Source organism: Nocardia sp. NPDC055321 (assembly GCF_053645575.1).
Window position 1 is genome coordinate 332,792 of record NZ_JBSHMS010000006.1, and the last position, 25,487, is coordinate 358,278.

The 25,487-nt window shown below is 70.5% G+C and carries 22 protein-coding genes; 11 read left to right on the forward strand and 11 right to left on the reverse strand.

The window, feature by feature from the left end; translation table 11 throughout:
- Window positions 1-106: 106 nt before the first annotated feature.
- Both ACWIGI_RS12815 and ACWIGI_RS12820 read left to right on the forward strand, forming a co-directional pair.
- Entirely contained in the window at window positions 107-1,276 is a 1,170-nt protein-coding gene (locus tag ACWIGI_RS12815) for a benzoate/H(+) symporter BenE family transporter (RefSeq protein WP_454202576.1), read from the forward strand.
- Between the two features lie 349 nt (window positions 1,277-1,625).
- Complete coding sequence (locus ACWIGI_RS12820; protein WP_454202577.1) at window positions 1,626-2,435, forward strand: sulfurtransferase; 810 nt, start codon at window positions 1,626-1,628, stop codon at window positions 2,433-2,435.
- On the opposite strand, the gene ACWIGI_RS12825 is transcribed toward ACWIGI_RS12820, so the two are convergent.
- Both ACWIGI_RS12825 and ACWIGI_RS12830 read right to left on the reverse strand, forming a co-directional pair.
- Window positions 2,432-3,124: an HNH endonuclease family protein gene (locus ACWIGI_RS12825; protein WP_454202529.1), complete on the reverse strand. Its 693-nt coding sequence runs from the start codon at window positions 3,122-3,124 to the stop codon at window positions 2,432-2,434. The genes ACWIGI_RS12820 and ACWIGI_RS12825 overlap by 4 nt on opposite strands.
- A 108-nt stretch (window positions 3,125-3,232) precedes the next feature.
- Window positions 3,233-3,595 carry a hypothetical protein gene (locus ACWIGI_RS12830; protein WP_454202530.1) on the reverse strand — a complete coding sequence of 121 codons (363 nt, stop codon included), beginning with the start codon at window positions 3,593-3,595 and terminating at the stop codon, window positions 3,233-3,235.
- A gap of 242 nt (window positions 3,596-3,837) precedes the next feature.
- Here ACWIGI_RS12830 and ACWIGI_RS12835 point away from each other — a divergent pair, with 242 nt between their 5' ends.
- Both ACWIGI_RS12835 and ACWIGI_RS12840 read left to right on the forward strand, forming a co-directional pair.
- On the forward strand, window positions 3,838-6,672 hold the full coding sequence (locus ACWIGI_RS12835; protein WP_454202531.1) for a DEAD/DEAH box helicase: 2,835 nt from the start codon (window positions 3,838-3,840) through the stop codon (window positions 6,670-6,672).
- Window positions 6,669-7,436, forward strand: coding sequence for an SWIM zinc finger family protein (locus ACWIGI_RS12840; RefSeq protein ID WP_454202532.1), 768 nt, complete (start codon window positions 6,669-6,671; stop codon window positions 7,434-7,436). Before ACWIGI_RS12835 ends, ACWIGI_RS12840 begins: the two co-directional genes overlap by 4 nt.
- A 10-nt stretch (window positions 7,437-7,446) precedes the next feature.
- Here ACWIGI_RS12840 and ACWIGI_RS12845 read toward each other — a convergent pair whose 3' ends face one another.
- The 4 genes from ACWIGI_RS12845 to ACWIGI_RS12860 are packed head-to-tail and all read right to left on the reverse strand — an operon-like array spanning window position 7,447 to window position 11,358.
- On the reverse strand, window positions 7,447-8,982 hold the full coding sequence (locus ACWIGI_RS12845; protein WP_454202533.1) for a flavin-containing monooxygenase: 1,536 nt from the start codon (window positions 8,980-8,982) through the stop codon (window positions 7,447-7,449).
- Entirely contained in the window at window positions 8,979-9,578 is a 600-nt protein-coding gene (locus tag ACWIGI_RS12850) for a hypothetical protein (protein ID WP_454202534.1), read from the reverse strand. The genes ACWIGI_RS12845 and ACWIGI_RS12850 overlap by 4 nt, the downstream gene beginning before the upstream one ends.
- Complete coding sequence (locus tag ACWIGI_RS12855; protein WP_454202535.1) at window positions 9,575-10,498, reverse strand: ferritin-like domain-containing protein; 924 nt, start codon at window positions 10,496-10,498, stop codon at window positions 9,575-9,577. The genes ACWIGI_RS12850 and ACWIGI_RS12855 overlap by 4 nt, the downstream gene beginning before the upstream one ends.
- Before the next feature lie 23 nt (window positions 10,499-10,521).
- Complete coding sequence (locus ACWIGI_RS12860; RefSeq protein ID WP_454202536.1) at window positions 10,522-11,358, reverse strand: SDR family NAD(P)-dependent oxidoreductase; 837 nt, start codon at window positions 11,356-11,358, stop codon at window positions 10,522-10,524.
- 110 nt (window positions 11,359-11,468) lie between these two features.
- On the opposite strand from ACWIGI_RS12860, the gene ACWIGI_RS12865 reads away from it, so the two are divergent.
- Window positions 11,469-12,098 (forward strand): TetR/AcrR family transcriptional regulator, encoded by a 630-nt coding sequence (locus ACWIGI_RS12865; RefSeq protein ID WP_454202578.1) that lies wholly within the window; start codon window positions 11,469-11,471, stop codon window positions 12,096-12,098.
- Here the strand turns inward: ACWIGI_RS12865 and ACWIGI_RS12870 are convergent.
- The gene (locus ACWIGI_RS12870) at window positions 11,985-12,503 is read right to left on the reverse strand and encodes an MmyB family transcriptional regulator (RefSeq protein ID WP_454202537.1); all 519 of its coding nucleotides are present in this window, start codon (window positions 12,501-12,503) and stop codon (window positions 11,985-11,987) included. The two genes, ACWIGI_RS12865 and ACWIGI_RS12870, sit on opposite strands and share 114 nt — an antisense overlap.
- Before the next feature lie 77 nt (window positions 12,504-12,580).
- Here ACWIGI_RS12870 and ACWIGI_RS12875 point away from each other — a divergent pair, with 77 nt between their 5' ends.
- The gene (locus ACWIGI_RS12875) at window positions 12,581-13,702 is read left to right on the forward strand and encodes a DUF2157 domain-containing protein (protein ID WP_454202538.1); all 1,122 of its coding nucleotides are present in this window, start codon (window positions 12,581-12,583) and stop codon (window positions 13,700-13,702) included.
- On the opposite strand, the gene ACWIGI_RS12880 is transcribed toward ACWIGI_RS12875, so the two are convergent.
- The 3 genes from ACWIGI_RS12880 to icmF form a co-directional block, all read right to left on the reverse strand.
- Window positions 13,699-14,760 carry an amidohydrolase family protein gene (locus ACWIGI_RS12880; protein ID WP_454202539.1) on the reverse strand — a complete coding sequence of 354 codons (1,062 nt, stop codon included), beginning with the start codon at window positions 14,758-14,760 and terminating at the stop codon, window positions 13,699-13,701. The genes ACWIGI_RS12875 and ACWIGI_RS12880 overlap by 4 nt on opposite strands.
- A 119-nt stretch (window positions 14,761-14,879) precedes the next feature.
- A complete protein-coding gene (locus ACWIGI_RS12885; protein WP_454202540.1) occupies window positions 14,880-15,287 on the reverse strand; it encodes a DUF3224 domain-containing protein in 408 nt (135 codons plus the stop codon).
- Between the two features lie 57 nt (window positions 15,288-15,344).
- Window positions 15,345-18,632: a fused isobutyryl-CoA mutase/GTPase IcmF gene (icmF, locus tag ACWIGI_RS12890; RefSeq protein ID WP_454202541.1), complete on the reverse strand. Its 3,288-nt coding sequence runs from the start codon at window positions 18,630-18,632 to the stop codon at window positions 15,345-15,347.
- Between the two features lie 226 nt (window positions 18,633-18,858).
- On the opposite strand from icmF, the gene ACWIGI_RS12895 reads away from it, so the two are divergent.
- Genes ACWIGI_RS12895 through ACWIGI_RS12915 form a run of 5 tightly spaced genes read left to right on the forward strand, consistent with a single transcriptional unit; the run spans window position 18,859 to window position 24,279 of the window.
- The gene (locus tag ACWIGI_RS12895; RefSeq protein WP_454202542.1) at window positions 18,859-20,358 is read left to right on the forward strand and encodes a CoA-acylating methylmalonate-semialdehyde dehydrogenase; all 1,500 of its coding nucleotides are present in this window, start codon (window positions 18,859-18,861) and stop codon (window positions 20,356-20,358) included.
- Between the two features lie 3 nt (window positions 20,359-20,361).
- Complete coding sequence (locus ACWIGI_RS12900; RefSeq protein ID WP_454202543.1) at window positions 20,362-21,501, forward strand: acyl-CoA dehydrogenase family protein; 1,140 nt, start codon at window positions 20,362-20,364, stop codon at window positions 21,499-21,501.
- Window positions 21,498-22,601 carry an enoyl-CoA hydratase/isomerase family protein gene (locus ACWIGI_RS12905; RefSeq protein ID WP_454202544.1) on the forward strand — a complete coding sequence of 368 codons (1,104 nt, stop codon included), beginning with the start codon at window positions 21,498-21,500 and terminating at the stop codon, window positions 22,599-22,601. Before ACWIGI_RS12900 ends, ACWIGI_RS12905 begins: the two co-directional genes overlap by 4 nt.
- Before the next feature lie 8 nt (window positions 22,602-22,609).
- Window positions 22,610-23,506: a 3-hydroxyisobutyrate dehydrogenase gene (gene mmsB, locus ACWIGI_RS12910; protein WP_454202579.1), complete on the forward strand. Its 897-nt coding sequence runs from the start codon at window positions 22,610-22,612 to the stop codon at window positions 23,504-23,506.
- Window positions 23,503-24,279 (forward strand): enoyl-CoA hydratase, encoded by a 777-nt coding sequence (locus ACWIGI_RS12915; RefSeq protein ID WP_454202545.1) that lies wholly within the window; start codon window positions 23,503-23,505, stop codon window positions 24,277-24,279. Before mmsB ends, ACWIGI_RS12915 begins: the two co-directional genes overlap by 4 nt.
- A gap of 102 nt (window positions 24,280-24,381) precedes the next feature.
- Here the strand turns inward: ACWIGI_RS12915 and ACWIGI_RS12920 are convergent, their stop codons facing one another.
- Window positions 24,382-25,434 (reverse strand): hypothetical protein, encoded by a 1,053-nt coding sequence (locus ACWIGI_RS12920; protein WP_454202546.1) that lies wholly within the window; start codon window positions 25,432-25,434, stop codon window positions 24,382-24,384.
- Window positions 25,435-25,487: the final 53 nt, after the last annotated feature.

Sequence of the window (25,487 nt, forward strand, 5' to 3'; positions counted from 1 at the left end):
CGGCGTCCCAGCCGGACCGGATGGTGCGGTAGGTGCGCGAGGTCGCGCCGAACTGGACGAAGCCGCGTTCGGAGATGCGTCCGATGGCGAGTCGCCGAACCCCGGGATGGGGCAGGCGCTCGGGGCGGGGATCGTCACCGCGCTGGTGGGATTCACGAGTTCGTTCGCGGTCGTGCTGGCGGGGCTCACGGCGGTGGGAGCCACCGCGGCACAGGCGGCTTCGGGGCTGCTCGCGGTGTCGGTGACCATGGGGGCGGGGATCCTGATCCTGAGTCTGCGGTACCGGATGCCGATCACGCTGGCCTGGTCCACGCCTGGTGCGGCGCTGCTGGCGAGTACCGGGGCCGTGGCGGGCGGGTGGCCCGCGGCCGTCGGCGCGTTCGTGGTGACGGGGCTGCTCATCGTGCTGACCGGATTCTGGCAGCGGCTCGGCGCGCTGATCGCGGCCATTCCGGTGGAGATCGCGCAGGCCATGCTGGCCGGGGTGCTGCTGCCGCTGTGCCTGGCCCCGATGAAAGCCCTCGCGGTGACCCCGGCGGTGGTGGTGCCGGTCATCGCGACCTGGCTGATCCTGCAGAAGTACGCGGCCCGGTGGGCGGTGCTCGCGGCGTTCGGGGTGGCGGCCGTCGGCGCGGGCATCGACATGGCGGTGCACCGGCGCGGTCCCGAGCTGGCGGCCATGGCGCCCCGGTTGGAATTCGCTGTGCCGCACTGGAGTTGGCAGGCTCTCATCGGGATCGCGGTGCCGCTGTACGTGGTGACCATGGCCGCGCAGAACATCCCGGGCACCGCGGTCATGAGTTCGTTCGGCTATCGCGTGCCCTGGCGCGCCGCCATGACGGTGACCGGCCTGGGCACCGTCCTGGGCGCACCGGCGGGCGGCTACGCCATCAACCTCGCCGCGATCAGCGCCGCCCTGTCCGCCGCCCCCACCGCGCACCCGGATCCCAAGCGCCGCTGGATCGCCGCCGCCACCGCCGGCGCGACCTACCTCCTGCTGGCCCTGGCCTCGGGCGCGCTCGTCGCCCTGGTCGCCGCCGCCCCCGACGGCGTCCTGGAAACCGTTGCGGGCCTTGCCCTCATGGCCACCCTCGCCGCCGCCCTGACCTCCGCGCTGACCCCGCCCGACCACCGCCTCGCCGCCGCCTTCACCTTCATGGTCGCCGCCTCCGGCATCGCCCTGCTCGGCATCGGCGCGGCCTTCTGGGCGCTGGTCGCCGGCCTCCTGGTCCGCCGCCTCCTGCGCCCCCGCCCGCAACCGGAAGCAACTTCCTGACACGGGCACGCTCCGCTGCCGGTCGGCGCAAGGGCCGGAAGCGCCCTCGGAGATCCGGCCTTGTTGTGCGGCAATAACTTACGGCCATGTTGTGCGCTCGACCCCGTCCGCGCACCGGCCGCATTCCCCACGAGCCGGATGGTCGCCCGCCGCAGCGGCAGACCTGGTCGGTCGACGCCGTCTCGCGGTTCGGTATTACGGCAACCGCTGGCGCTCGGCGCGGTACACCGAGTGGCAGCGCGGCAGGACACGGCCGCGCCCGAGTGCGCGGCGATACCCGGCTCAGTAGGGTGAGGGGGTTCCATTCGGAGTGCGGATTCTGCGAAGAGGAGTTGCGTTGAGCACGGTGCTGATCTCGGCCGAGGAGCTGCGGGAGCGACTGGGCGGCGGTGATTCTCGGGTGCGGCTGCTGGATGTGCGGTGGGCGCTGGGGGATCCGGACGGGCCGCAGCACTACTTGAACGGCCACATTCCGGGCGCGGTCTTCGTGGATCTCGAGACCGAGCTGGCCGCGCCGCCGTCCCCGGCGCGCGGGCGTCACCCCATGCCGGAGATCGGGCACCTGCAGAAGTGTGCCCGCAGCTGGGGCGTGCGCACCGGCGACACCGTCGTCGTCTACGACGCCACGGGCGGCATGGCCGCGGCGCGGGCCTGGTGGCTGCTGCGCTGGGCGGGCGTGCCCGAGGTGCTCATCCTCGACGGCGGACTGCCCGCCTGGGAGCGCGCGGGCGGCGTCGCGGCCTCCGGCGAGGAACCCGACCCGGCCCCGGGTGACGTGGTCCTGAACCCGGGCGCCATGCCCATGATCGACGCCGACGCCGCCGCCGGCTGGCGCGGCCTGCTGCTCGACGCCCGGGCGGGCGAACGCTACCGCGGCGAAGTCGAGCCCATCGACCCGCGCGCGGGCCACATCCCGGGTGCGGTCAGCGCCCCGACCGCTGAAAACCTCACGCCCGAAGGGCATTTCAAGTCCGCAGCCGAATTGCGTTCGCGCTTCACCGAATTGGGCGCGGGTCCGGTCGCGGTGTACTGCGGTTCGGGCGTCACCGCCGCGCACCAGGTGGCGGCGCTGGCGGTGGCGGGCATCGACGCCGCGCTCTACCCCGGCTCGTGGTCGCAGTGGTCCCACGACCCCAAACGCCCGGTCGCGACCGGCTAGTTCGCCGGGCAGCCGCGCGCGACGCGCTGCAGCGCGGACCTGTCCGCCTTGGTGACGGGCAGGTCGTAGTGCACCGCGACCGTCAGGTACTTGCCCGCGTAGAAGCAGTGATTGGCCCCGGCGGGCGGTAGCCACGACGCCGGGGTCTTATCGCTCTTGGCCTGGTTGATCCGGCCCTCCACCGCGAGCAGATTCAGCGCGGTGTCGTTGGCGAAGACCATGCGCCGCGCCGGCGTCCACCCCGCGGCGCCCATGTCCCACGCCGCGGCCAGCGGATAGACGTGATCGATCTGCACCGCCTTGGCGTCGGCCTTGGCGAAGACCAGCTGCCGCCCGGTGTACGGATCGATCAGCGTGCCGCCCACGACGACACAGGTGCCCGCCCCGGACCGGTAGGCCACTTCGGCGAGCTGCGCGGCCAGCACGTTGTTCCGGGTGTCGCACCCGTCGTGCCCGCCCGGGCCGTCGTGGTCGTCACTCCACGCGGGCCCGAACACGCAGCCCTGCCCCGCTTTACAGCCGCGTTCGTAGCCGCCCGGGTGCGGGCGCGCGTGCACGGTCCGCACCTGGGACAGCAACTGTTCGAGCACGGCCCGGGTGGGGCTGCCGGGTGCGGGCGTGTCGTGTCCGCCCACCGCGGCACATCCGGATGCGGTGAGCGCCAGCAGAACCGCGAGCAGTACGCGCACCGCTACACACTTACTCCCGAACCGGGAAGCAATGGCGTAGGCACGCGAGTTCGCACCCCCGCGGATTCACGACACCGTGCTGAACAGGTGGAACAGGCTGGAACGGAACTACAACCAGGCGTGCGCGAGCAGATCGTCTGCCGCGGTTTCCGACAGCTGTGGTGGGAAGCGGGTGGCGGCGATGGAATCGGCGTGCACGCCGTCGTGGCCGATGAGCCACGAGCCGCCCCGCTCTTCGCACTCGGCGATTTTGGCGAAGGTGGAAAGCAGGAAATTGATGGCGTCACGTGGATCGGCGACGCGGGCCAAACGCTGGGATTCTCCCGGACGGGACAGATCGAGCCATACGCCCGATTGACCGTCCAAACGCATTCCCACGATTTTCGTCGTGTCCACGAAGGTGAACTTTCGTCGCTCCCACGGCGTTGTCGGCGTGAAGCTCTGCTCGAGCACTTGGAGCAGAATCGTCATCTTCACGGCCTCCCTCGGTATCGAAATTGCCACGGCTCCGGCATGAGTCGCGGTGGATTATCAGGGTGCGCCCCGCCAGGCTGTCACTAGGCACAGCCGATACCGCAATACGCGGTGACCTGGGGTTATCTCAGTATGTGCTGTCGGCGGGCAGAAATAAAGACCCGGTAGGGGTCGTGATTCGCCGGATTACGGAGAGAGTGCCCGACGGGACTGTCGGGGCGGGCTGCTTGGATGGGGCAATGCTGCACGGACTGTGGTCGCCGGGGTCGGGGCTGGTGCTGTGGCACGACCCGGAGACGGTCCCCGATCCGGCCGGGCTGCCCGAGCCCACGGCCTCGATCGTGGCCGCCGCCAAGTTCCGGCACCGGGCGAACGTGCTGGTCCCGGGCCCGGACGGGCCTCGGGAGCTCCAGGTGCGCGCCCACGCGCTCGCTCCGGAGAAAGCCGTGCGCGTGCTGCTGAGCGAGCTGCCCGCGCCCGCCGTCGCAGGCGATCTGCGGTATCTGTCGCACGTCGCGCACGGTGTGGATCGCTGGGTGCGTGCGGGTCGCATGGTCCCGCACGTGCGTCGCGACGAGGGCGACTGGTGGGTGCGCTGGCGGCTGGTGGGCGGTCAGCGCCAGCGCGCGTGGCTGGCCGAGCTCGCGGTGGCCATGCCGGCCGCCCTGCAGGCGGCGGGCCGTCCGGCCGAGATCCTGGACAATCTCCTCGACGAGCTGACCGATCCCATGGTGCGCGCGCGGCTCGCCGCGCGGGCGGACGCGCTCGAATCCGCGGGCCCGGTGACGCATCCGCTGCTGACCGCGCTGCTGGACGCCGAACCGCTGGAAGAGGGTTCGCCGCGGGTGGCGGCGGTGCTCACCGAGTGGCGCACGAGCCTGACCGCGGACGAACCGGAACTACTGCTGCGGCTGCTCGAGCCCGCGGCCGAGGACGACGGCGACGCGCTATGGCGGCTCGAAGTCTGCCTGCGCACCGAAGGCGAAGCGCCGCAACCGGTCCTGCTGCCCGGTGATCCGCAGCTGGTGCGGATCGCGGGGGAGAAGCTGGCCGCGGCCAAGCTCGCCTATCCGCGCCTGCGGGACCTGCCCGGCGACAACCGCAGTATGGACCTGTTCCTGCCGAGCGAAGTGGTGATGGATCTGGTGGCGCACGGCGCGGGTGCGCTGCAGGCGGCCGGGGTGCGGTTGCTGCTGCCGCGCGCGTGGCGGGTCGCCGCGCCCGCGCTGCGCCTGAAGGTGCAGAGTCCGGCCGCCACCGAAACCGCCGTCGGGCTCAAGGGTTTGGTGTCGTTCCGCTGGGAGCTGGCGCTGGGCGACCAGACGCTCTCGGCCGCCGACATGGCGCGCCTGATTCGCTCGAAGTCGGATCTGGTGAAACTGCGCGGGGAATGGGTGCAGGCCGATCACCGCATGCTCGCCGCGGCCGCGGAATACGTTGCGGGCCGGGCCGAGCCGGTGTCGTCCACGATCGCGGGCCTGTTCGCGGAGCTGGCCGCGCAGCCGGTGCCGGGCGTGCCGATCGAGGAGGTGTCCGCGACCGGCTGGGCCGCGGAATTGCTGGAGACCGAACGCGAGTCCGCCCCGGTCGCCGAGCCGGTCGGGCTGAAGGCGCAGCTGCGGCCCTATCAGCTGCGCGGGCTGAGCTGGCTGGCCACCATGAGCCGGCTGGGGTGCGGCGCGATCCTGGCCGACGACATGGGTCTGGGCAAGACCGTGCAGGTCCTGGCACTGCTCGTGCACGAACGCGAGATCGCCACCGCCACCGATGATCACGAACCGGTCGGCCCGACGCTGCTGGTGTGCCCGATGTCGGTCGTCGGCAACTGGCAGCGCGAGGCCGAGCGGTACGCGCCGGATCTGCGGGTGCTGGTGCATCACGGCGCCGGACGCCGCTCCGGGGCGGAATTCGATGCGGCGGTGGCCGATTCGGATCTGGTGGTCACCACCTACGCGCTGCTGGCCCGCGACGTCGAGGAGCTGAAGCGGCAGCCCTGGCAGCGGGTGGTGGTGGACGAGGCGCAGCACATCAAGAACGCCGGGACCCGCCCGGCCCGCGCGGCGCGCCAGGTCCCCGCGCGTCATCGGCTGGCCCTCACCGGTACCCCGGTGGAGAACCGGCTCGAAGAACTGCGCTCCATCATGGATTTCGCGAATCCGGCGCTGCTGGGCAAGGCCTCGGAATTCCACGCGCGCTTCGCCGTACCGATCGAGCGCGAACAGGACCACAACGCGGTCACCCGGCTGCGGGCCATCACCGCGCCGTTCGTGCTGCGCCGGGTCAAGACCGATCCCGCGGTCATCTCCGATCTGCCGGACAAGATCGAGATCACGGTGCGCGCCAACCTGACCGTCGAGCAGGCCGCGCTGTACCAGGCGGTGCTGGACGACATGAGCGCGAAACTGAAGTCCGCCAAGGGGATGGAGCGCAAGGGCGCGGTGCTGGCCGCGCTGACCCGGCTCAAACAGGTCTGCAACCACCCCGCCCAATACCTGCGCGACGGGTCGGCGCTGCTGCGCCGCGGCCACCATCGCTCGGGCAAACTCGCACTGGTGGAGGACATCCTGGAATCGGTACTCGCCGACGGCGAACGCGCGCTGCTCTTCACCCAGTTCGCCGAATTCGGGGAGCTGGTCGCGCCGTTCCTGACCGAGCGTTTCGGCGCGGAGGCGCCGTTCCTGCACGGCGGGGTGAGCAAGGCGCGCCGCGACGACATGGTCACCCGTTTCCAGTCCGGGGACGGGCCGCCCATCATGCTGCTCTCGCTCAAGGCCGGTGGCACCGGGCTCAATCTCACCGCCGCCAATCACGTTGTGCACCTGGACCGCTGGTGGAACCCCGCGGTCGAGAACCAGGCCACCGACCGCGCCTTCCGCATCGGCCAGCGCCGGGACGTGCAGGTGCGCAAGCTCGTGTGCGTCGACACCATCGAGGAGCGCGTGGACGACATGCTGCGGGGCAAGAGTCAGCTCGCGGACCTGACGGTCGGCGCGGGCGAGAAGTGGATCACCGAACTCGGTGACGCGGAACTGCGGGCACTGCTGGCCCTGGGCGACGCGGCGGTCGGCGAATGAGCTTCCCCGACTTCGGCGAATTCGGCCCGCGCCGGCCGGTCAAGGGCGCGGTGCCCGCCCGCAGCCGCGGGGGCGCGGCGTTCGCCCGGACCTGGTGGGGCCGTGCGTTTCTGGGCGCGGTCGAGAAGGTCGCCGATGCCGGGCGCCTGACCCGCGGCCGCTCCTACGCCCGCAGCGGCCAGGTCATCAGCTACCGGCTCGAATCCGGTGCGGTGACCGCGGAGGTGCAGGGCAGTCAGCCCCGCCCGTTCATCTCGGTGCTGACCCTGCGCGAACTGCGTGACGAGCGGCTGGCGGAACTCGCCGATCTGGTTCGCGCCACCCCCGGCATGCTGGGGGAGATCGCGGCGGGCACGCTGCCGCAGGCGCTCGCGCCGCTGCTGCTGCCCACCACCGCGTCCGAACTCGACTTCTCGTGCAGCTGCCCGGATTCCGGCTGGCCCTGCAAGCACGTGGCCGCGGTCTGCTACGTCATCGCCGAACGCCTGGACGAGCATCCCGACGACCTGCTCACCCTGCGCGGGGTGGGTCTGGACGATCTCATCGGCCAGGTGCAGCGCGAGTCCGTTCCGGCCGATCCCGTTGATCTCTACGGTGATTCGGCCGCCTGGCCCGCGCTGCCGAAACCGGCGCACCGCGCCGCCTGGGAGGACCTGGACGCCATACTGCTGCGCCAGGCGCTGCGCATGACCGCCGAGGACGAGCGTGTCGCCGAGAGCGGCCTGCGGCAGGTCCGGACGATCTACCGCGTGCTCGAGGACTGAATCCGCCCGCTCAGCGGGCGCGGCTGCGGCCCGCTACGCCCGCCGGCGCGCTGCGTGGTGCGAGCGTGTCGAAGCGATAGTGGTTCAGGTCGAAATGGCCCGCCCGCCAATATGCTTCGGGTGTGCTCATGGGGCGCAACGGCACATCGCCGTTCTTGTCGAAGTAATAGCTGTTCGAGAGCGCGCAACTGTCCTGCCAGAACACCTGGGTATCGCGGCGGGACAGCATTTCCCGGAAGTACTCGGCATTGGCTTGCTCGGTGACTTCCACGCGGGTGGCCGCGCGCCGCCGGGCCTGGCGCAGCAGTCGCAGAATGTGCCGGGTCTGCGTTTCGATGAGTGCGAAATACGAGGATCCGTTGTAGCCGTAGGGTCCGATGATGGTGAAGAAATTCGGGAAGCCGGGCACGCTGACGCCCTCGTAGGCCTGCAGTCGGTGGGTGTCCCACCAATCCTCGAGCCGGACGCCGCCGCTGCCGTGCAGATCGAAGGTCGGCATGTTGCCCGACTCCATGACCTTGAAACCGGTGGCCATGATGAGCACGTCGACGTCGTGATGCGCATCGGCGGTGCGCACCCCGGTGGCGGTGATCTCGCTGATCGGATCCGTTTCCAGGGTCACGTTCGCGCGATTGAACGTCTTCAGATAGTCGTTGGAGAAGGACGGCCGCTTGCAGCCGAGCGCGTAGTCCGGGGTGAGTTTGGCGCGCGTCACCGGATTGCGGACCTGGTCCCGCAGGTGTGCGCGTCCGGTGCGTTCACCGAGGGCGGCCACCGGCAGGATCCGGTAGTAGTGCGCGGCCAGCGGGAAGGTGACCTCCACGAACGCCTGGCTGAGCCAGCGGGTGAGCGCCTGCCCGCCGGGCAGGCCCATGAACCGGCGCACCACATCGGGCACGGGCGCGTCCGGGCGCGGCAGGCACCAGATCGGGGTGCGCTGGAAGACGGTGAGAGTCGCGACCCGCGGCGCGATCTCGGGAATGATCTGCACCGCGGAGGCCCCGGTGCCGATGATCCCCACCTTCTTTCCTCGCAGATCGACCGTGTGATCCCAGCGGGCGGTGTGCACGACCGTGCCGGTGAATTCGTCCGCGCCGGGGATGTCCGGCAGTTTCGGCCGGGTGAGCACGCCGGTCGCCCCGACGACGAACCGAGCGGTGAGCTCCTCGCCGTCGCCGGTGCGCAGCCGCCACAGGTGCACGGTGTCGTCGAAGTCGGCGCTCGCGATGGTCGTGTTGAACCGAATGCGCGGGCGCAGGCCGTATTTCGACACGCAGTGCTCGGCGTACGCCTTGAGTTCGCGCCCGGGCGCGTATACCCGCGACCAGTCGCGCCGCTGCTCGAACGAGTACTGATAGCTGAACGAGGGAATGTCCACCCCGATACCGGGATAGGTGTTCCAGTGCCAGGTGCCCCCGACCCCGTCCGCGTCGTCCACCAGCAGGAAATCCTCGAAACCGGCCTCGCGTAGAGCGATCGCGGTCCCTATGCCCGCGAATCCGGCGCCGACGATGATGATCTCGTGATCGACCACGGTACTGGTCATGTGTTGTCCTCCGCGAAGATGATGCAGTCCACCCGATGCTCGACGCCGTCCACGGTGCGGACACCGAGGGGCGCGAGGCGGGCGATGGGCCAGGTGACGAGGGTGGTGTTCGGGGCCTGCAGGGCCGCGTAGTAGCGGGTGTGCAGCCGGACGCCGGCGGTGGTGTCGGGCGTCAGTTGCCGCCGCTGCCACGGATCACGCACCCGCACCCGGAGATTCGCCAGGGCCGCCAGGCGCAGCGCCTCCCCGGCGATACGGTGTACCGGCGAGGCCGGGGCGGGACCGGCGGGTTCCCCGGTGAGCGGGGCGGAGGTGTGCGCGGGCAGCGCGCCGAGCAGATCCGCCGGCAGCCCGCGCAGCAGCCGGACGCCGGGCAGCCGCGGAGCGGGCAGCACCCAGACCGGATCGTGCTGGAACACCGTCACCCGGCGTGCCCGCGCGGCGACCGCGGGGAGCACCCGGGCCACGGCCGCACCTCCGCCGATCACCGCGACGTGCAGGCCGCCGAGATCGTGGTCGTCGCGCCAGCGGGTGCACCGCAGGCGGGGTCCGTCGTAGCCGGCGTGCGGATCACGCGGCAGCGGTACGGAACTCATTTCGCCACCGGGTCGTAGGTCAGGCTCTTCGACCAGGTCGGCGGCTTGCCGAGCAGGCGGACCGGGAAGTGATCGATGGCCCGGTTCAGCGCGGTATTGATGCCCTGGATCGGCTGGAGTCCGTTGATCGTCGCGCGCCCGTGCAGCCGGACGACGTGGAACAGCGGCACCCGCTGGATGCTCGGACTGCGCTCGCCCGCTTTCTCGTAGCGCCGCACCGCGTTCCAGAGCTTCTCCTCGTCCAGCCCCATCGCCATGATGTTCGCGGACATGCGCGAGAGCAGCGGGGTGTAGAGCAGCGCGCCGAGCAGCAGGGTGGGCCGCAGCGCGAAACCGGCGGTCTCGATCGCGATCCGGCGCAGGGGACCGGCGCCGAGCTGTTCGAGCACCTGGAAGCCCACCGCCAGGTGCCGGGATTCGTCGCTGTTGATGTGCCGGAATACCTGATGGCACAGTGGATCCCGAACCTCGTCGAGCAGGAACTTCACCAGGGCGCCGTCGAGGGCGCATTCCAGCGAGGGAATGACCGTGCCGAGCACCGGCAGGGACAGCTCGTCGCCGTACCGGTCGAGCCACTCGATGACGAGCCGGATGTTCTTGTTGGGCACGGGCATCGAGTCACCGTCGAGCATGCCCCAGCGCCGCATGAGCGCCAGTTCGGCGTTGGCGTGCTTCTGCTCCTCGGCGTGGAAGTAGCGGTAGATCTCCTTGAGCGGGCCCTCGGGCGCGCACCGGGTGAGCGCGGCGAAACCGCGCGCGCCCACGTGCTCGATCCAGACCAGATCCGCCATGAACGCCGCCAGTCGCGGGCGCTGCTCGTCGGTGATGAGCTCGGCTCCCGGTGCGTCCCAGTCGATATCGGCCAGGGCCCACTGTTTGTCCTGGATCACCGTGAGCATGTCGGAATACGTGAACGCCATTGTTCAGCTCCTGTTCGAAAGTGCTACCGCACCAGCCGCTCCAGTAATCCGGCGGCGCGGGTGTACGACTCGGGCAGCAGCCGTTTGGACTGCCAGATGACTTTGGCCTCGACCTGCGGGACCACGTACAGCTCGCCGCGGTCCACGGCGTCGAGGGTGGTGCGGGCGATGGCGGCGGGCGGGCGGCCGGTCCAGCGCAGCAGCCGGTCGCCCCACAGCTGCACGGTGGGGTCGCCGATCGAAACACCCTCGAGGATGCGGGTTCTCACCGCGGTCGGGCACAGGGCGGTGACCACGACGCCGGTGCCGGACAGTTCCGCGGCCAGGGTCTCCGAGAGCGCCAGCACCCCGGCCTTGCTCACGTTGTAGGCGGCCATGCGCGGGGCGGCGCCGAACGCGGCGGCCGAGGCCACGTTCACGATGGCGCCGTGCCCGGCGGCGCGCAGCCGCGGTGCGAAGACGTGGCAGCCGTGCACCACGCCCCACAGGTTGATGTCCAGGACCCGATGCCAGTCGTCCAGGGGAGTTTCACCGACCACGGTGCCGCCGCGCCCGATTCCGGCGTTGTTGACGACCACGTCGGCGGGTTTGCCGAACCACTGTTCGGCGGTGTCGGCGAGTGCGGTGACCCGGTCCAGGTCGCGGACATCGCAGACCGCGTCGAAGGCCTTGCCGCCGGTCGCGGCGACCGCTTCGGCGGTCTCGCGCGCCCGTTCCGCGTCGATATCGGAGCAGATGACGCGCCCGCCGCGGCGTCCGAGCTCGATCGCGAACGCGCGGCCGATGCCGCTGCCCGCGCCGGTGACCACGGCGTCCGCCTGCCGGGTGCGGTGGGTGCCGCCGAAGGGATTGAGTCGCATGGGAACTCCCCGAGAGGTGTGATCCGGGCAGTCAAGTGGTGGCATCCGCCACCACTGGCCGCGCCTGCCACCAATTAGGCGCGCGGTGGGGCAAAATGTCAACCATGAACGTGCGCGCACCGGCCGGGACCTGGGGCGGCCGAACCCGGGACGAACGCCGTGCCGAACGTCGCGGGCGGATCGTGGCGGCGGCGCTGGACATCTGGCTCGAAAGTGGCTGGGCCGCAGTCACCATGCGCGGGGTCTGCACCCGGGCCGGGCTCAACGACCGCTATTTCTACGAGCACTTCACCGACCGCGACGAACTGCTCGCGACGGTGTGGGACGAGGTCTGCTCCGAGGTCTTCGGCGAGCTCTCGGCCGTTGTCGCGGACAACCTCGGCCGCGCGCCGCTGGACATCCTGGACCTGGCCATCGCCCGCGCGGTCGGCCTCCAGATCGACAGTCCCGCACGCATTCTCTTCGGCGACCACGCGGGCAGCCGGGTCCTCGAGGAGCGCCGCAAGGCCATGCTCACCGAGGCCACCGATCTGCTCATCGCCACCGCCCGCCCGTACCTGCGGCCCGGCTGCGACGAATCCGACCTGCGCATGGGCACCGTGATGGGCATCGGCGGCTTCGTGGAGCTACTGACCGCCTGGCGCACCGGCGCCATCGAGGCCGACACCGCCCGCATCGTCGAGCACGTCTCGGGCACCGCCCACCTGCTCGGCGTTCGGTACCTGGCCCTGCCCTCCTGAGGCGAGCTCGCGCAGCGCCGCGGCGGTGAATTCGTCCAGGGGATAGAAGAGTTCGATGGCGAGTTCGGAGAGCGTGACATCGGCGGGCGCGCCGAAGGTCGCCATGACGCTGAACATCGCGAGTTCACCGGCCGGGGTGCGGATCCGCACCGGCACCTGGAACGGCCCGGACTCGGCGTGTGCGCCCGAATCCTGGTCGGCGGGAACCGGATAGCGCGTGACTTCGTCGTACAACGCCCGCAGCTCCGGGTCGCCGGTGGCCGCGGCCTGCCGGGTCAGCCGTTCCAGGAACAGCGCGTGCACCTTAGCCGCGTTTGCCAGCCGGGCGTTCAGCCCGCGCGGATGCAGAACCAGGCGATACACATTGGGGCGGGGGAGCAGCACGTCACCGGGGATGCCGTGCATAAGCACGCCTACGCCGGCGCGCGGTGGCCGTGTCGTGGGAGCCCGGTGTGCCGGGTAGGCGCGCGCATACTGGGGGAATGAGCGGTGATCGTGCGGTGGGGGTCGCGTTGGCGCGGTTGGTCGAACAGGGCGTTCTGAGCGGGGCGCAGCGGGACGCGGTCGTGGCGGAGGTGGCGCGGGAGCGAGCTGACCGGGCGTCGGGCGGCAGATGGCTCGCCGAGGTCGCCGCCTACGCGGGGGCCGGGCTGGTGCTGGGCGGGGTGGTGCTGCTGCTGGACTCGGCGTGGGACGACCTGGGCAAGGTTGCGCAGCTGGGAGTGATGGCCGTGGTGATCGTGGGACTGGTGGCGGGTGGGTACGCGGTGGCCGGCGGGCGGGCCGCGCTGTTCCGGGGACGCGCGTCGGCGGTGGGCGCGGGGGCGGCGGGGGGTTCGGCGGCAGCGGAACACGGACCTGGTGTGCCGGATTCCGTTCCGGCCGGGCCGGATTCCGGTGCCGGGGCCATCGATCGCGGGCGGACCTCGGTGGCTCCGCCGGGGTCGGCGCGGGCGCGGCTCGGGTCGGCGCTGTTCGCGCTGGCGGCGGTGTGCGTGGCCATCTTCGTGGGGATGGCGCTGGACGGCTCGTCGGGGGAGGACTGGGTGTGGCCGGTCACGGCCGGACTGATCGCGGCCGTCGCCGGATACGCGGCGCTGCCGTCGTTCGTGGGACTGTTCGCCTGCGCGGGGTTCGCGCCCGCCGCGGTGGCGGGGGTGCTCGATCGGTTCGATGGATCGCACGACGTCGTGTTCGGTCTCGCGCTGCTCGTGCTGGCCGGAATCTGGTTCGCCGTCAGCTTTTTCGGCTACGCCGAGCCGACCTGGGCGGGGTACACCGCCGCGGTGCTCACGGGCCTGGCCGGGGCGCAGACCGCGGGCGACGCCGGGCGGCCCTGGGCCTACGGACTCACCGTGCTGGTCGCGGCCGTGTGCTTCGGCCTGTACGGCCTGCGCCGCCATTCGGTGCTGGTGATCGGCGGCGCGCTGGCGCTGGCCATCGGCGCGTCGACGGCCGTGTGGGACTGGACCGGCGGCACCGCGGCCGCCTTCGTCATCGTGCTGATCGTGGGCGCGGTCGTGCTCGGCGCCGGTGTCGCCCTGCTCGTGCGCGAACCTCGCGCGCTGCGAGAACAGCGGAGCGACACCGGCACACCCGGCTAGAAGTCGGTGATCCCGTACACCCGTTGGGCATTGAGCCGGAACACCTGCTCCAGCGCCTTGTCGTCGGCCCCGTGCCCGGCGAGCGCGGTCGCCACCGCCTCGGCGGCGTTGCCGATGCTCGTGATCGGCTTGTCCACCGGGAAATTCGAGCCCCACAGCAGCCGATCCGCGCCGAACACGTCGAGCGCGTGTGTCAGCATCGGCGAAATGCGTTCCAGCAGTACCGGTACCGGGGTGGCCTGCCCGCGCGGTGGCACCGGATGGCCGAGGATCGGCATCATGAGCCCGCTGACCTTGGCCACCACATTGGCGTGCGTGGCCAGCTCGGCGATGTCGTCGCGCCAGCGCAGGAACAACTCCCGGCGCTGCCCGGGATTGCGGCCGGTGTGCTTGCCGACCGGCCCGAAGATCCCGGCGGGCGTGGCGAGGTGGTTCAGCACGATGGTGGCGTCCGGATAGCGCGAGGCCAGCGCGGTCACCTCGGGCAGCTGCCCCGAGTACACCCACGCCTCGAAGGACAGCCCGCGTTCGGCCAGCGCCGCGAACCCGTCCAGGAACCGGGGATCGGTCAGCTTGCCGGGCGCTTTGTTGTGCGCGCGCACGGCGGGATCCGGGTGGTACTCCACCCGGGTGCGAATCCCGCGGAACAGCGGGGACGCGGACCGGTGCGCGTCGAGCAGCTCGGCGAAATCCGGCGCGGCCGGATCACCCGCCCCGATGATGGCGCCCAGCACCGGGGTGTCCACCCCGAACGGCAGGCTCGCCACCCAGCGGGTTTCGGCGGCCTGCGCCAGCGGCCCCTTACCGGACCACTCCACCTCGATGTGCACGATCGCCTCGACCGGGACGTCGCCGGCGTCGTCGCGATACTGCGCGGGCAGATACGGTGCGACGAACGGCGCCGGGTCACCGACGAATTCGCGATCCCGCCGGGGTGCGACTCTCTTGGCCCAGTCGATGGGAACGGGAACATATCGGAAAAGCCTGGCCAGTGAGCTGAACTCGCGCGGGGTGCTGAGCGGATCCCACTGGTGGATGTGCGCATCGACGACTGTCATTCCCGCAAGGTCCATCTTGTCCCTTCCGTCCGGGTCTGCCTGCCCCCGGATTGTTCCACGGGCGATCCCGCCGGGTGGTTCGAATCCGGCAGGAGCCGAGCGGGAACGGCGTCGCGCGCTCAGCCCAGTTCGTAGTCGAACCGGATGTGGTGCGTGCCGTCCGCGTCGATCTCGATGTCGCCGGTGCCGGTGATGCCGGCCAGCTCACCGGTACCGCTGCCGGGCACGATGACGAAGAACGGCGCGCTGCGGTCCGATCCCGTGGTGGTGGCCGAGTGCGCGAAGTTGAAGCTGCCCGGCCGCCCGTTCAGGGTGCCCTCGAAGGATTCGAGCGCGAGATAGGTGCCCGCGCCGGTGTTCTGATCGAAGGCCGAGCTGAACAGCGTCGACGCGCGGCCGGCGATGTCGCCCTCGAACAGCTTCTCCATCAGCGCCGCGCTCACCGGCGCCGCCGTGGCGATCCGCGGTTCGGGGACCACCTCGGTGGGCGTGAAGGATTTGACGCTGAAGGTTCCGTTTGCCTGCATGGATCCGAACCTAGCTCGCACCCCCGACAGGTTCGGGTCGGCGGGCGCGAACCCGCCTCACACGTTGCGCCGATACTGCCCGCCCACGGTGAAGAACGTGTCGGTGACCTGCTGCAGCGTGCACACCCGCGCCGCGTCCATGAGCACCTCGAAGACATTGGCGTCGCCGCCGGCGGCCTCGGCCAGCCGGGCCAGCGCCGCCGCGGACTCGCCGCGATGCCGTTCGCCGAACTCGCGCACCCGTTGCAGCTGGGACTGCTTCTCCGCCTCGGTCCCGCGCGCCAGCTCCAGCACCCGGTGCTCCTGCTCGTGCGGGCTCCGGAAGGTGTTCACGCCGATGATCGGCAGCGAGCCTTCGTGTTTGCGCCGTTCGTACAGCATGGACTCGTCCTGGATACGCCCGCGCTGGAAGCCCGTCTCCATGGCGCCCAGCACCCCGCCCCGCTCACTGATGCGATCGAACTCGCGCAGCACCGCCTCCTCCACCAGATCGGTGAGCTCGTCGATGATGAAACTGCCCTGCAGCGGATTCTCGTTCATCGCCAATCCCCATTCGCGGTTGATGATGAGCTGAATCGCCAGCGCGCGCCGCACCGACTCCTCGGTCGGGGTGGTCACCGCTTCGTCGTAGGCGTTGGTGTGCAGGCTGTTGCAGTTGTCGTAGACCGCGATGAGCGCCTGCAGCGTGGTGCGAATGTCGTTGAAGCTCATCTCCTGCGCGTGCAGCGACCGCCCCGAGGTCTGCACGTGGTACTTGAGCTTCTGCGAGCGCTCGTCCGCCCCGTACCGGTCCCGCATGGCCACGGCCCAGATGCGCCGCGCCACCCGGCCGATCACCGAGTACTCCGCGTCCATGCCGTTGGAGAAGAAGAACGACAGATTCGGCGCGAAGTCGTCGATCCGCATCCCGCGCGCGAGATACGCCTCCACGTAGGTGAATCCGTTGGCGAGGGTGAAGGCCAGCTGGCTGATGGGGTTCGCCCCGGCCTCGGCGATGTGATACCCGGAGATGGAGACCGAGTAGAAATTGCGAACGCCGTTGCGCACGAACCATTCCTGGATATCGGCCATCATGCGCAGGCTGAACTCGGTGGAGAAGATGCAGGTGTTCTGCCCCTGATCCTCCTTGAGGATGTCCGCCTGCACGGTGCCGCGCACCGTCGCCAGCGTCCGTGCCCGCAGCTCGGCGGCCTCGGCGTCGGTGGGCGGCCGGCCCTCGGCGTCGGCGAACTGCTGCTCGGCCTGATCGATGGCGGCGTTGAGGTAGAAGGCCAGGATGGTCGGGGCCGGGCCGTTGATGGTCATCGACACCGAGGTGCTCGGCGCGTCCAGATCGAATCCGTCGTAGAGCGCCTTCATATCGTCGAGCGTCGCGATGGACACCCCGGAGGTGCCCACCTTGCCGTAGATGTCGGGCCGCTCGGCGGGATCGTGCCCGTACAGCGTCACCGAGTCGAAGGCGGTCGAAAGCCGTTTGGCCTCCGCGTGTTCGGACAGCACGCGGAAGCGCCGGTTCGTGCGGAAGGCGTCGCCCTCCCCGGCGAACATGCGCGCGGGATCCTCGCCCTCGCGCTTGAAGGGGAACACCCCGGCGGTGAACGGGAACCGCCCGGGCAGGTGCTCCGCGCGCAGGAAGCGCAGCAGCTCACCGTGATCGGTGTAGCGCGGCAGCGCGACGCGGGGAATCGAGCTGCCGGACAGGGTTTCCCGGCGCAGCGCGGTCCGGATCTCGCGGTCCCGTACCCGGACCACCTGCTCCTCGCCCCGGTAGGACTCGGCCAGCGCGGGCCACTCGGCCAGCAGCGCGGCGGCGTCGGGGGACAGCTCCCGGCGCGCGCTCTCCAGCAGCGCGGTCACCGCGGCCACGCCGTCACCCGGCATACCGCCCGCGCGCGGCGCGGCCTGCTCCCGGCCGGAATCCGCGGGGGAGCCGGCGCCGGACGGCCCGCCCAGCTCGGCCAGGACCAGCTCCAGCCGCTGCACCCGGCGGGCCGCCGCGACCTGCAGGTCCGTCGTCCCGTGATACGCGCGCACCGTCTCGGCGATCTCGGCCAGGTATCGCACCCGCGCGGGCGGAATGATCTGCGCGAACCGGGTCGAGGCCCGGGTGTCCACGCGCGGCAGCACGCCGGGTTCCAGCGGCAGGCCGTGCTCACCGAGCAGCGCGGAGACGTGCTGGTAGAGCGCGGTCACCCCGTCGTCGTTGAAAGTCGCGGCGCTGGTACCGAATACCGGCATGTCCTCGGGCAGGGCGTGGAACTCCTCCCGATTGCGCAGCAGCTGGCGCGACACGTCGCGCAGCGCGTCCGCCGCCCCGCGCCGCTCGAACTTGTTGATGGCCACCACATCCGCGAAATCCAGCATGTCGATCTTCTCCAGCTGGGAGGCCGCGCCGAACTCGGGCGTCATGACGTACAGCGCCACGTCCACGTGCTCGGCGATCTGGGCGTCGCCCTGCCCGATGCCGGGGGTCTCCAGCACGACGAGATCGTAACCCGCTGCCTTGCAGGCGATCACCATCTCGTCGATGTTGACCGGTACCTCGCGCGCGCCGCGGGTGGCCAGGGACCGGAAGAACACCCGCTCGGGATCCAGCGCGTTCATCCGGATGCGATCGCCGAGCAGGGCGCCGCCGCCGCGCCGCCGGGTCGGATCCACCGCGAGCACCGCGACCTTCAGCTTGTCCTGCTGATCGGTGCGCAGCCTGCGCACGAGTTCGTCGGTGAGCGAGGACTTTCCGGAGCCGCCGGTGCCGGTGATGCCGAGCACGGGTACCCGCCGCGCGGCCGCCGCCGCGGCCAGGTCCGCCCTCTCCGCCGAGCCGAGCGTGTCCTGCTGCAGACAGGTGAGCGTGCGGGCCAGGGCCGCGCGGTCGCCGCCGAGCACCGCCTCGATCGGCGCGGGGGTGCGCGCCAGGTCCGTATCGCATTCCCGGATCAGCTGATTGATCATGCCGGGCAGCCCGAGCCGCTGCCCGTCCTCGGGCGAGAAGATGGTGACTCCCGCCGCGCGCAGCCGCTCGATCTCCTCGGGGATGATCACCCCGCCGCCCCCGCCGAAGACGCGCACGTGCCCGGCCCCCGCCTCGCGCAGCGCGGTCGCCAGGTACTCGAAGTACTCCACGTGCCCGCCCTGATACGAGCTGACCGCGACGCCCTGCACGTCCTCGCTGACCGCCGCGTCCACGACGTCGAGCACCGCGCGGTTGTGCCCGAGGTGCACGACCTCGGCGCCCTGCGCCTGCAGGATCCGCCGCATGATGTTGATGGCCGCGTCGTGTCCGTCGAACAGCGCCGCCGAGGTCACGAATCGGACCGGGTTCACGGGAACGTGCAGATCGGCCATGGATTCCTCCGCCTCGACACCCGGGGGCGCGCCCGCCCGCGGCTCGTACCGTTGATATCCCAATAGTAGGACGTCAAAGCAAAGTCGACGTGATATCCGCCACAGCAAACGCTCTGGAATTACTTGGATGTCCAACTATATGGTGGCCTAGCACCCGCGCGATCCGCGTGCGGCGCCGGCATCGGCCCTCGGCGATGCGACGGCGGCGATTCGAGACAGGACTGGCATGGTTCGCGAACTCACCCACTTCTACGGCGGGCAGCACGTCCCCGGCACCTCCGGCAACTTCAAGGACGTCTTCAACCCCAGCACCGGGCAGGTGCAGGCGCGCGTACCGCTGGCGAGCAAGGCCGAGGTCGAGGCCGTCATCGCCAACGCCGCCGACGCCCAGCGCGAGTGGGCGGCGTTCAATCCGCAGAAGCGGGCCCGCGTCCTGATGAAGTTCCTGACCCTGGTGCAGGACGAGATGGATTCGCTCGCCGCGCTGCTGTCCAGCGAACACGGCAAGACCATCCCCGACGCCAAGGGCGACATCCAGCGCGGCCTCGAGGTCATCGAATTCGCCACCGGCATCCCGCACCTGCTCAAGGGCGAGTACACCGAGAGCGCCGGCACCGGCATCGACGTCTACTCCATGCGCCAGCCGCTCGGCGTGGTCGCCGGCATCACGCCCTTCAACTTCCCGGCCATGATCCCGCTGTGGAAGGCCGGGCCCGCGCTCGCGTGCGGAAACGCCTTCGTGCTCAAGCCTTCCGAGCGTGACCCCTCGGTGCCGCTGCGCTTCGCCGAGCTGTTCCTCGAGGCCGGGCTGCCCGCGGGCGTGTTCAACGTCGTCAACGGCGACAAGGAAGCCGTCGACACCATCCTGCACGACGAGCGGATCAAGGCCGTCGGCTTCGTCGGCTCGACCCCGATCGCGCAGTACATCTACGAGACCGCCACCGCGAACGGCAAGCGCGCCCAGTGCTTCGGCGGCGCGAAGAACCACGCCATCGTCATGCCGGACGCCGACCTCGACGACGTCGCCGATCAGCTGGTCGGCGCGGGATACGGCTCGGCCGGCGAACGCTGCATGGCCATCTCGGTCGCGGTGCCCGTCGGTGAGGAGACCGCGGATCGCCTGCGCGCCAAGCTCGTCGAGCGCGTGGAGAAGCTCAACGTCGGCGCCTCGGACGACCCGGGCGCGGACTTCGGCCCGCTCGTCGGCCAGGACGGCGTGGACCGCGTGAACAACTACGTGCAGATCGGTGTGGACGAGGGCGCGGAACTCGTCATCGACGGCCGCGGCCTCGTGGTCGAGGGCGGCGAGGACGGATTCTTCGCCGGGGCAACGCTCTTCGACCATGTCACCGAGAACATGCGCATCTACAAGGAAGAGATCTTCGGCCCGGTCGTCACGATCGTGCGGGCCAAGGATTACGAAGAGGCGCTGCGGCTTCCGAACGAGCACGAGTACGGCAACGGCGTCGCCATCTTCACCCGCGACGGCGACACCGCCCGCGACTTCGCCGCGCGCGTGCAGGTCGGCATGGTCGGCATCAACGTGCCGATCCCGGTGCCGATCGCCTACCACACCTTCGGCGGCTGGAAGCGTTCCGGCTTCGGCGATCTGAACCAGCACGGCCCGGACTCGATCCGCTTCTACACCAAGACCAAGACCGTCACCCAGCGCTGGCCCTCCGGTCTCAAGGAGTCCAACGCGTTCGTCATCCCGACCATGGACTGATCGATGTTCACACTCGACGAAGACGAACAGGCGATCGTGCAGACCGCCCGCGCCTTTGCCGACGAGCTGCTCGCCCCCGACGCGCTGGATTGGGATGAGCGCAAGCACTTCCCGATCGACGTGCTGCGCAAGGCCGGGCAGCTCGGCCTGGGCGGCATCTACGTCCGCGAGGACGTGGGCGGCTCGGAGCTGCGCCGGCTGGACGCCGTGCGGATCTTCGAGGCGCTGTCCACCGGCTGCCCCGCCATCGCCGCCTACATCTCCATCCACAACATGGCGGCGTGGATGATCGACAGCTACGGCGATGACGCACAGCGCAATCGGTGGCTGCCGGGCCTGACCTCCATGGACCTGCTGGCCAGCTACGCGCTCACCGAACCCGGCGTCGGCTCGGACGCGGCGGCCCTGAGCACCAGGGCCGTTCGCGACGGTGAGGACTATCTGCTCACCGGCGTCAAGCAATTCATCTCCGGCGCCGGCAGCACCGACGTGTACGTCGTCATGGCGCGCACCGGAGACGAAGGCGCGCGGGGCATTTCGGCGTTCATCGTGCCCGCCGACACCCCCGGGCTGTCCTTCGGCGCGAACGAGAAGAAGATGGGCTGGAACGCCCAGCCCACCCGCGCGGTCATCATGGACGAGGCCCGGGTGCCCGCGGCCAACCTGCTCGGCGCCGAGGGCAACGGGTTCCGCATCGCGATGAACGGGCTCAACGGCGGGCGGCTCAACATCGCCGCCTGCTCGCTCGGCGGCGCGCAGTTCGCGCTCGACCGGACCGTCGGCTACATGGCCCAGCGCCGGGCCTTCGGGTCCCGGCTGCTGGACAACACCGCCCTGCAGTTCGATCTGGCCGACATGCGCACCTCCCTCGAGGCCGCCCGCACGCTGCTGTGGCGGGCCGCGGCCGCGCTGGACGCCGACGCGCCGGACAAGGTCGAACTCTGCGCCATGGCAAAGCGATTCGCCACCGACGCCGGATTCGAGGTGGCCAACAAGGCCCTGCAACTGCACGGTGGCTACGGTTACCTGGCCGAATACGGGATCGAGAAGATCGTCCGCGACCTGCGGGTGCATCAGATTCTGGAAGGCACGAACGAGATCATGCGGGTGGTCGTCGCCCGCTCGGTGGTAGGAGCGGCATGAGCGAAACTGTGGGTACGTCCGAAGCCGAAGTGCTCATCGACAAGCGCGACGGGCTCGGCCTGATCACGCTGAACCGGCCGCGCGCCATCAACGCCCTGAACCACCCCATGGCGCTCACGATCCTCGCGGCGCTGCGGGACTGGGCGACGGACGACGAGGTGCGCGCGGTGGTGCTCACCGGCGCCGGCGAGCGCGGACTGTGCGCGGGCGGCGACATCGTCGCCATCCACAACGACGCGAAGCAGGCCGTGGCACAGGGTGATTCGCCCTACGTCGCGGCGGACTCGCCGAGCGGGCGCTTCTGGCGGGACGAGTACATCCTCAACGCCCTCATCGGCGCCTACCCCAAGCCGTACGTCGCCGTCATGGACGGCATCGTCATGGGCGGCGGCGTCGGACTGTCCGGGCACGCGAGCCACCGCATCGTGACCGAACGCTCCATGATCGGCATGCCGGAGACCGGCATCGGCTTCATCCCGGACGTGGGCGGCACCTACCTGCTCGCCCGCACCCCGGGCGAGATCGGCACCCACGTGGCGCTCACCACCGCGCGCATGAGCGCCGGGGACGCCATCGCGGCCGGATTCGCCGACTACTTCGTGCCGTCCGAACAGCTGCCGGACCTGCTGGAGGCGTTGCGCGCCAACGAGGTCGAGGTGGCCATCGCGAAATTCGCGCAGCCCGCGCCGGTGTCGGACTTCGTGGCGCAGGCCGGGTGGATCGACTCCTGCTACGGCGCGGACAGCGTCGAGGAGATCGTGGACCGCCTGCGCGGCCACGGCACGCCGGAGGCCGCCAAGGCCGCCGCCGACGTACTCGCCAAATCGCCGGTGGCCCTGAAGGTCACGCTGCGTTCGCTGCGCGCCGCCCGCGCCGCCGCGAGCCTCGAGGAGGTGCTGAACCAGGAGTTCCGGGTCTCGGCCGCCTCGCTGAACACCCACGACCTGGTGGAGGGCATTCGCGCCCAGGTCATCGACAAGGATCGCAATCCGCAGTGGTCGCCCGCGACCCTGGCCGACGTCACCACCGCCGACGTGGACGCCTACTTCGGCGACCTCGGGGATCGCGAATTGGGTTTGATCGCAAAGGATTCCCTGTGAGCACTGAAATCGGCAAGAAGGTCGGATTCCTGGGTCTGGGCCACATGGGCGGACCCATGGCCGCCAACCTGGTCAAGGCCGGATACGAGGTCCTGGCCTACGACCCCGTGCCCGCCGCGCAGGAGCAGGCGCGCACCGACGGCGCGACCGTCGTCGAGACCACCGCCGCGGCCGTGGCCGACGCGGAGATCGTCATCACCATGCTCCCCAACGGGCGCATCGTGCTCGACCTCTACCGCGAGATCCTGGCGGCGGCCCGGCCCGGCACCCTGTTCGTCGACTGCTCGACCATCGACGTCGGCGACGCCAAGGCCGCGGCCGAACTCGCCGCGGCGGCGGGACACCGCGCCCTGGACGCCCCGGTCTCCGGCGGCGTCGCGGGCGCGGCGGCGGGCACCCTCACCTTCATGGTGGGCGGCGCGGACGCCGATTTCGCCGCGGCCCTGCCGCTGCTGGAGGTCATGGGCGGCAAGGTCGTGCACTGCGGCGGCGCGGGCGTCGGCCAGGCCGCCAAGGTCTGCAACAACATGATCCTGGGCATCTCGATGATCGGGCTGTCCGAGGCCATCGTGCTGGGGGAGAAGCTCGGGCTGACCAACGAGAAGTTCTTCGACGTGGTCTCCACCGCCTCGGGGCAGTCGTGGGCGCTGACCTCGTACTGCCCGGTGCCGGGTCCGGTGCCGACCAGCCCGGCGAACAACGACTACAAGCCGGGTTTCGCGACCGCGCTCATGACCAAGGACCTCGGTCTGGCGGCGAACGCGTTGCAGGCCAACGGTGTCGACGGACAGATCGGTTTGCTGGCGGCGGAGATCTACAACCGCTTCAACCAGGACGAAGCGGGCAAGGATTTCTCGGCTATCGTCACCGATATCCGTAAGCGATCTGGAGGAGACAACGCGTGAGTGACTTCGAGACCATTCTGCTCGAGCGCAAGGGGCGGGTCGCGCTCATCACGCTCAATCGGCCGAAGGCCCTCAACGCGCTGAACTCGCAGGTCCTGGCCGACATCTCGGCCGCCCTCGACGAGCTCGAGAACGACAGCGAGATCGGCGCCGTCGTGCTCACCGGGTCCGAGCGCGCCTTCGCGGCCGGCGCGGACATCAAGGAGATGCAGAGCAAGTCCTACATGGACATGTTCCTCACCGACCACTTCGCCGGCTGGGATCGCCTGACCGCCTTCCGCAAGCCGATCATCGCCGCGGTCGCGGGCTACGCCCTGGGCGGCGGCTGCGAACTGGCCATGATGTGCGATCTGCTGCTCGCGGCCGACACCGCCAAGTTCGGCCAGCCCGAGATCAAGCTCGGCGTCATCCCCGGCATGGGCGGCTCGCAGCGCCTGACCCGCGCCGTCGGCAAGGCCAAGGCCATGGACCTGATCCTCACCGGCCGCAACATGGACGCCGAGGAGGCCGAGCGCGCGGGCCTGGTCTCGCGCATCGTCCCCGCCGCCGACCTGGTCGCGACCGCCCTCGAGGTGGCCGAGACCATCGCCGGCATGGGCCTGCCGTCGGTCATGATCGCGAAGGAGGCGGTGAACCGCTCCTTCGAGACCACCCTCGGCGAGGGCCTGCGCTTCGAGCGCCGGGTCTTCCACTCGCTCTTCGCGACCGAGGATCAGAAGGAAGGCATGACCGCGTTCGTCGAGAAGCGGCCCGCCAACTTCAGCCACAAGTAGGACTCGCGAGTTTGCCTCGCGCCACACCGGATGTCCCGCCCTCCGCACGGATGGCGGGACGTCCGCCGTTGCGCGGCGAAAACCGGTACGGGCGAACCGGATTCAGCCGTGTCTGGGCGGGCCGACGACCTCCACCGTCGCGGGCTTGTCCGGGTGATCGCCGTTGCGGTCCATCGCCAGGGCGCCCGCGATCGTGCCGCCCAGCGTCGCCGTGACGGCGATGGCGGCCACCACCTTGCGGCGGGACACCGGGGCCTCCACCTGAGCCCGTAGGGCGGGAACGGGATTGAAGCGGACACTGCGGACGCGGCGGGCGGATGGGCGTTCGGCGGCCAGCAGGACCGCGCCGCGGGTGGAGACGAACTCGGGCTCGGGATCGTAGATCAGGGGCAGGTCCAGCTGCTGCTCCAGGCCGTCGCGAATGCTCCGGCTGCGCGAACAGCCGCCCAGCAGGGCCATGCCGGTGGGGTGCACACCGGTCTCCTCGACCATCTGCCGCACGAACGAGGCCGAATGGTGGATGCCCGCGGACACCAGATCGGCGAAATCGCTGCGGGTCAGCACCGCGCGCTGACCCGTCACCGGATCCTGCACGGTGAGTACCCGTTCGGCGGCCAGCGCCTCCTTGCAGCGGCGGCTCGTGCCCAGATCCACCGTGACCCCGCTGCGCACCAGCTGCCAGCGCAGCAGCGAATCGTGACCGTCGCCGCTGAGCACGGGACTGCGCTTGGTCGCCAGGATCGCGTCGGTGCGGCAGTCGATCTGGGTCAGCGTCAGACCCGACGCGCCGAGGTCGTACAGCAGGATCGAACCCTCGGCGGGCAGCCGGCCGGTGAACCGCAGATAGCGCAGCTGGGCGACCGGCTCGTCGATGACGGTCAGGCGATTGCGGCCCGCGGTCGTGCGCACCGCCTCGGCGTGCGCGGAACAGCGACAGGTCACGGCTATGCCGGTGATGAACTCGTCGCGGCGGGCCGCGGATTTACGCATGAGCCGAATGGCCTCGAACACGCCCTCTTCCAGCGCGCCGCCCGCGCGCCGCTCGACCTCGCACCGATCGATCGGGGGCAGATGGGGCTGATCGGAATGGGTCAGCATGGCGCGCGCACCGGCCGCACCGGCGGACACCCCGAGGACCAGCACCATGGCCTCCATGGTGAACCCTTTGCGGCCCGATTCCAAGACTATGACGCAGGAAATTGGCTGCT

Excerpts from the sequence above, each read along its gene's own strand:
- ACWIGI_RS12815 (WP_454202576.1), top strand. The coding sequence starts at position 107 with ATGGGGCAGGCGCTCGGGGCGGGGATCGTCACCGCGCTGGTGGGATTC.
- ACWIGI_RS12830 (WP_454202530.1), bottom strand. The coding sequence starts at position 3,595 with ATGACGATTCTGCTCCAAGTGCTCGAGCAGAGCTTCACGCCGACAACG.
- ACWIGI_RS12835 (WP_454202531.1), top strand. The coding sequence starts at position 3,838 with ATGCTGCACGGACTGTGGTCGCCGGGGTCGGGGCTGGTGCTGTGGCAC.
- ACWIGI_RS12840 (WP_454202532.1), top strand. The coding sequence starts at position 6,669 with ATGAGCTTCCCCGACTTCGGCGAATTCGGCCCGCGCCGGCCGGTCAAG.
- ACWIGI_RS12845 (WP_454202533.1), bottom strand. The coding sequence starts at position 8,982 with ATGACCAGTACCGTGGTCGATCACGAGATCATCATCGTCGGCGCCGGA.
- ACWIGI_RS12850 (WP_454202534.1), bottom strand. The coding sequence starts at position 9,578 with ATGAGTTCCGTACCGCTGCCGCGTGATCCGCACGCCGGCTACGACGGA.
- ACWIGI_RS12855 (WP_454202535.1), bottom strand. The coding sequence starts at position 10,498 with ATGGCGTTCACGTATTCCGACATGCTCACGGTGATCCAGGACAAACAG.
- ACWIGI_RS12860 (WP_454202536.1), bottom strand. The coding sequence starts at position 11,358 with ATGCGACTCAATCCCTTCGGCGGCACCCACCGCACCCGGCAGGCGGAC.
- ACWIGI_RS12870 (WP_454202537.1), bottom strand. The coding sequence starts at position 12,503 with ATGCACGGCATCCCCGGTGACGTGCTGCTCCCCCGCCCCAATGTGTAT.
- ACWIGI_RS12875 (WP_454202538.1), top strand. The coding sequence starts at position 12,581 with ATGAGCGGTGATCGTGCGGTGGGGGTCGCGTTGGCGCGGTTGGTCGAA.
- ACWIGI_RS12880 (WP_454202539.1), bottom strand. The coding sequence starts at position 14,760 with ATGACAGTCGTCGATGCGCACATCCACCAGTGGGATCCGCTCAGCACC.
- ACWIGI_RS12885 (WP_454202540.1), bottom strand. The coding sequence starts at position 15,287 with ATGCAGGCAAACGGAACCTTCAGCGTCAAATCCTTCACGCCCACCGAG.
- icmF (WP_454202541.1), bottom strand. The coding sequence starts at position 18,632 with ATGGCCGATCTGCACGTTCCCGTGAACCCGGTCCGATTCGTGACCTCG.
- ACWIGI_RS12895 (WP_454202542.1), top strand. The coding sequence starts at position 18,859 with ATGGTTCGCGAACTCACCCACTTCTACGGCGGGCAGCACGTCCCCGGC.
- ACWIGI_RS12900 (WP_454202543.1), top strand. The coding sequence starts at position 20,362 with ATGTTCACACTCGACGAAGACGAACAGGCGATCGTGCAGACCGCCCGC.
- ACWIGI_RS12905 (WP_454202544.1), top strand. The coding sequence starts at position 21,498 with ATGAGCGAAACTGTGGGTACGTCCGAAGCCGAAGTGCTCATCGACAAG.
- ACWIGI_RS12920 (WP_454202546.1), bottom strand. The coding sequence starts at position 25,434 with ATGGAGGCCATGGTGCTGGTCCTCGGGGTGTCCGCCGGTGCGGCCGGT.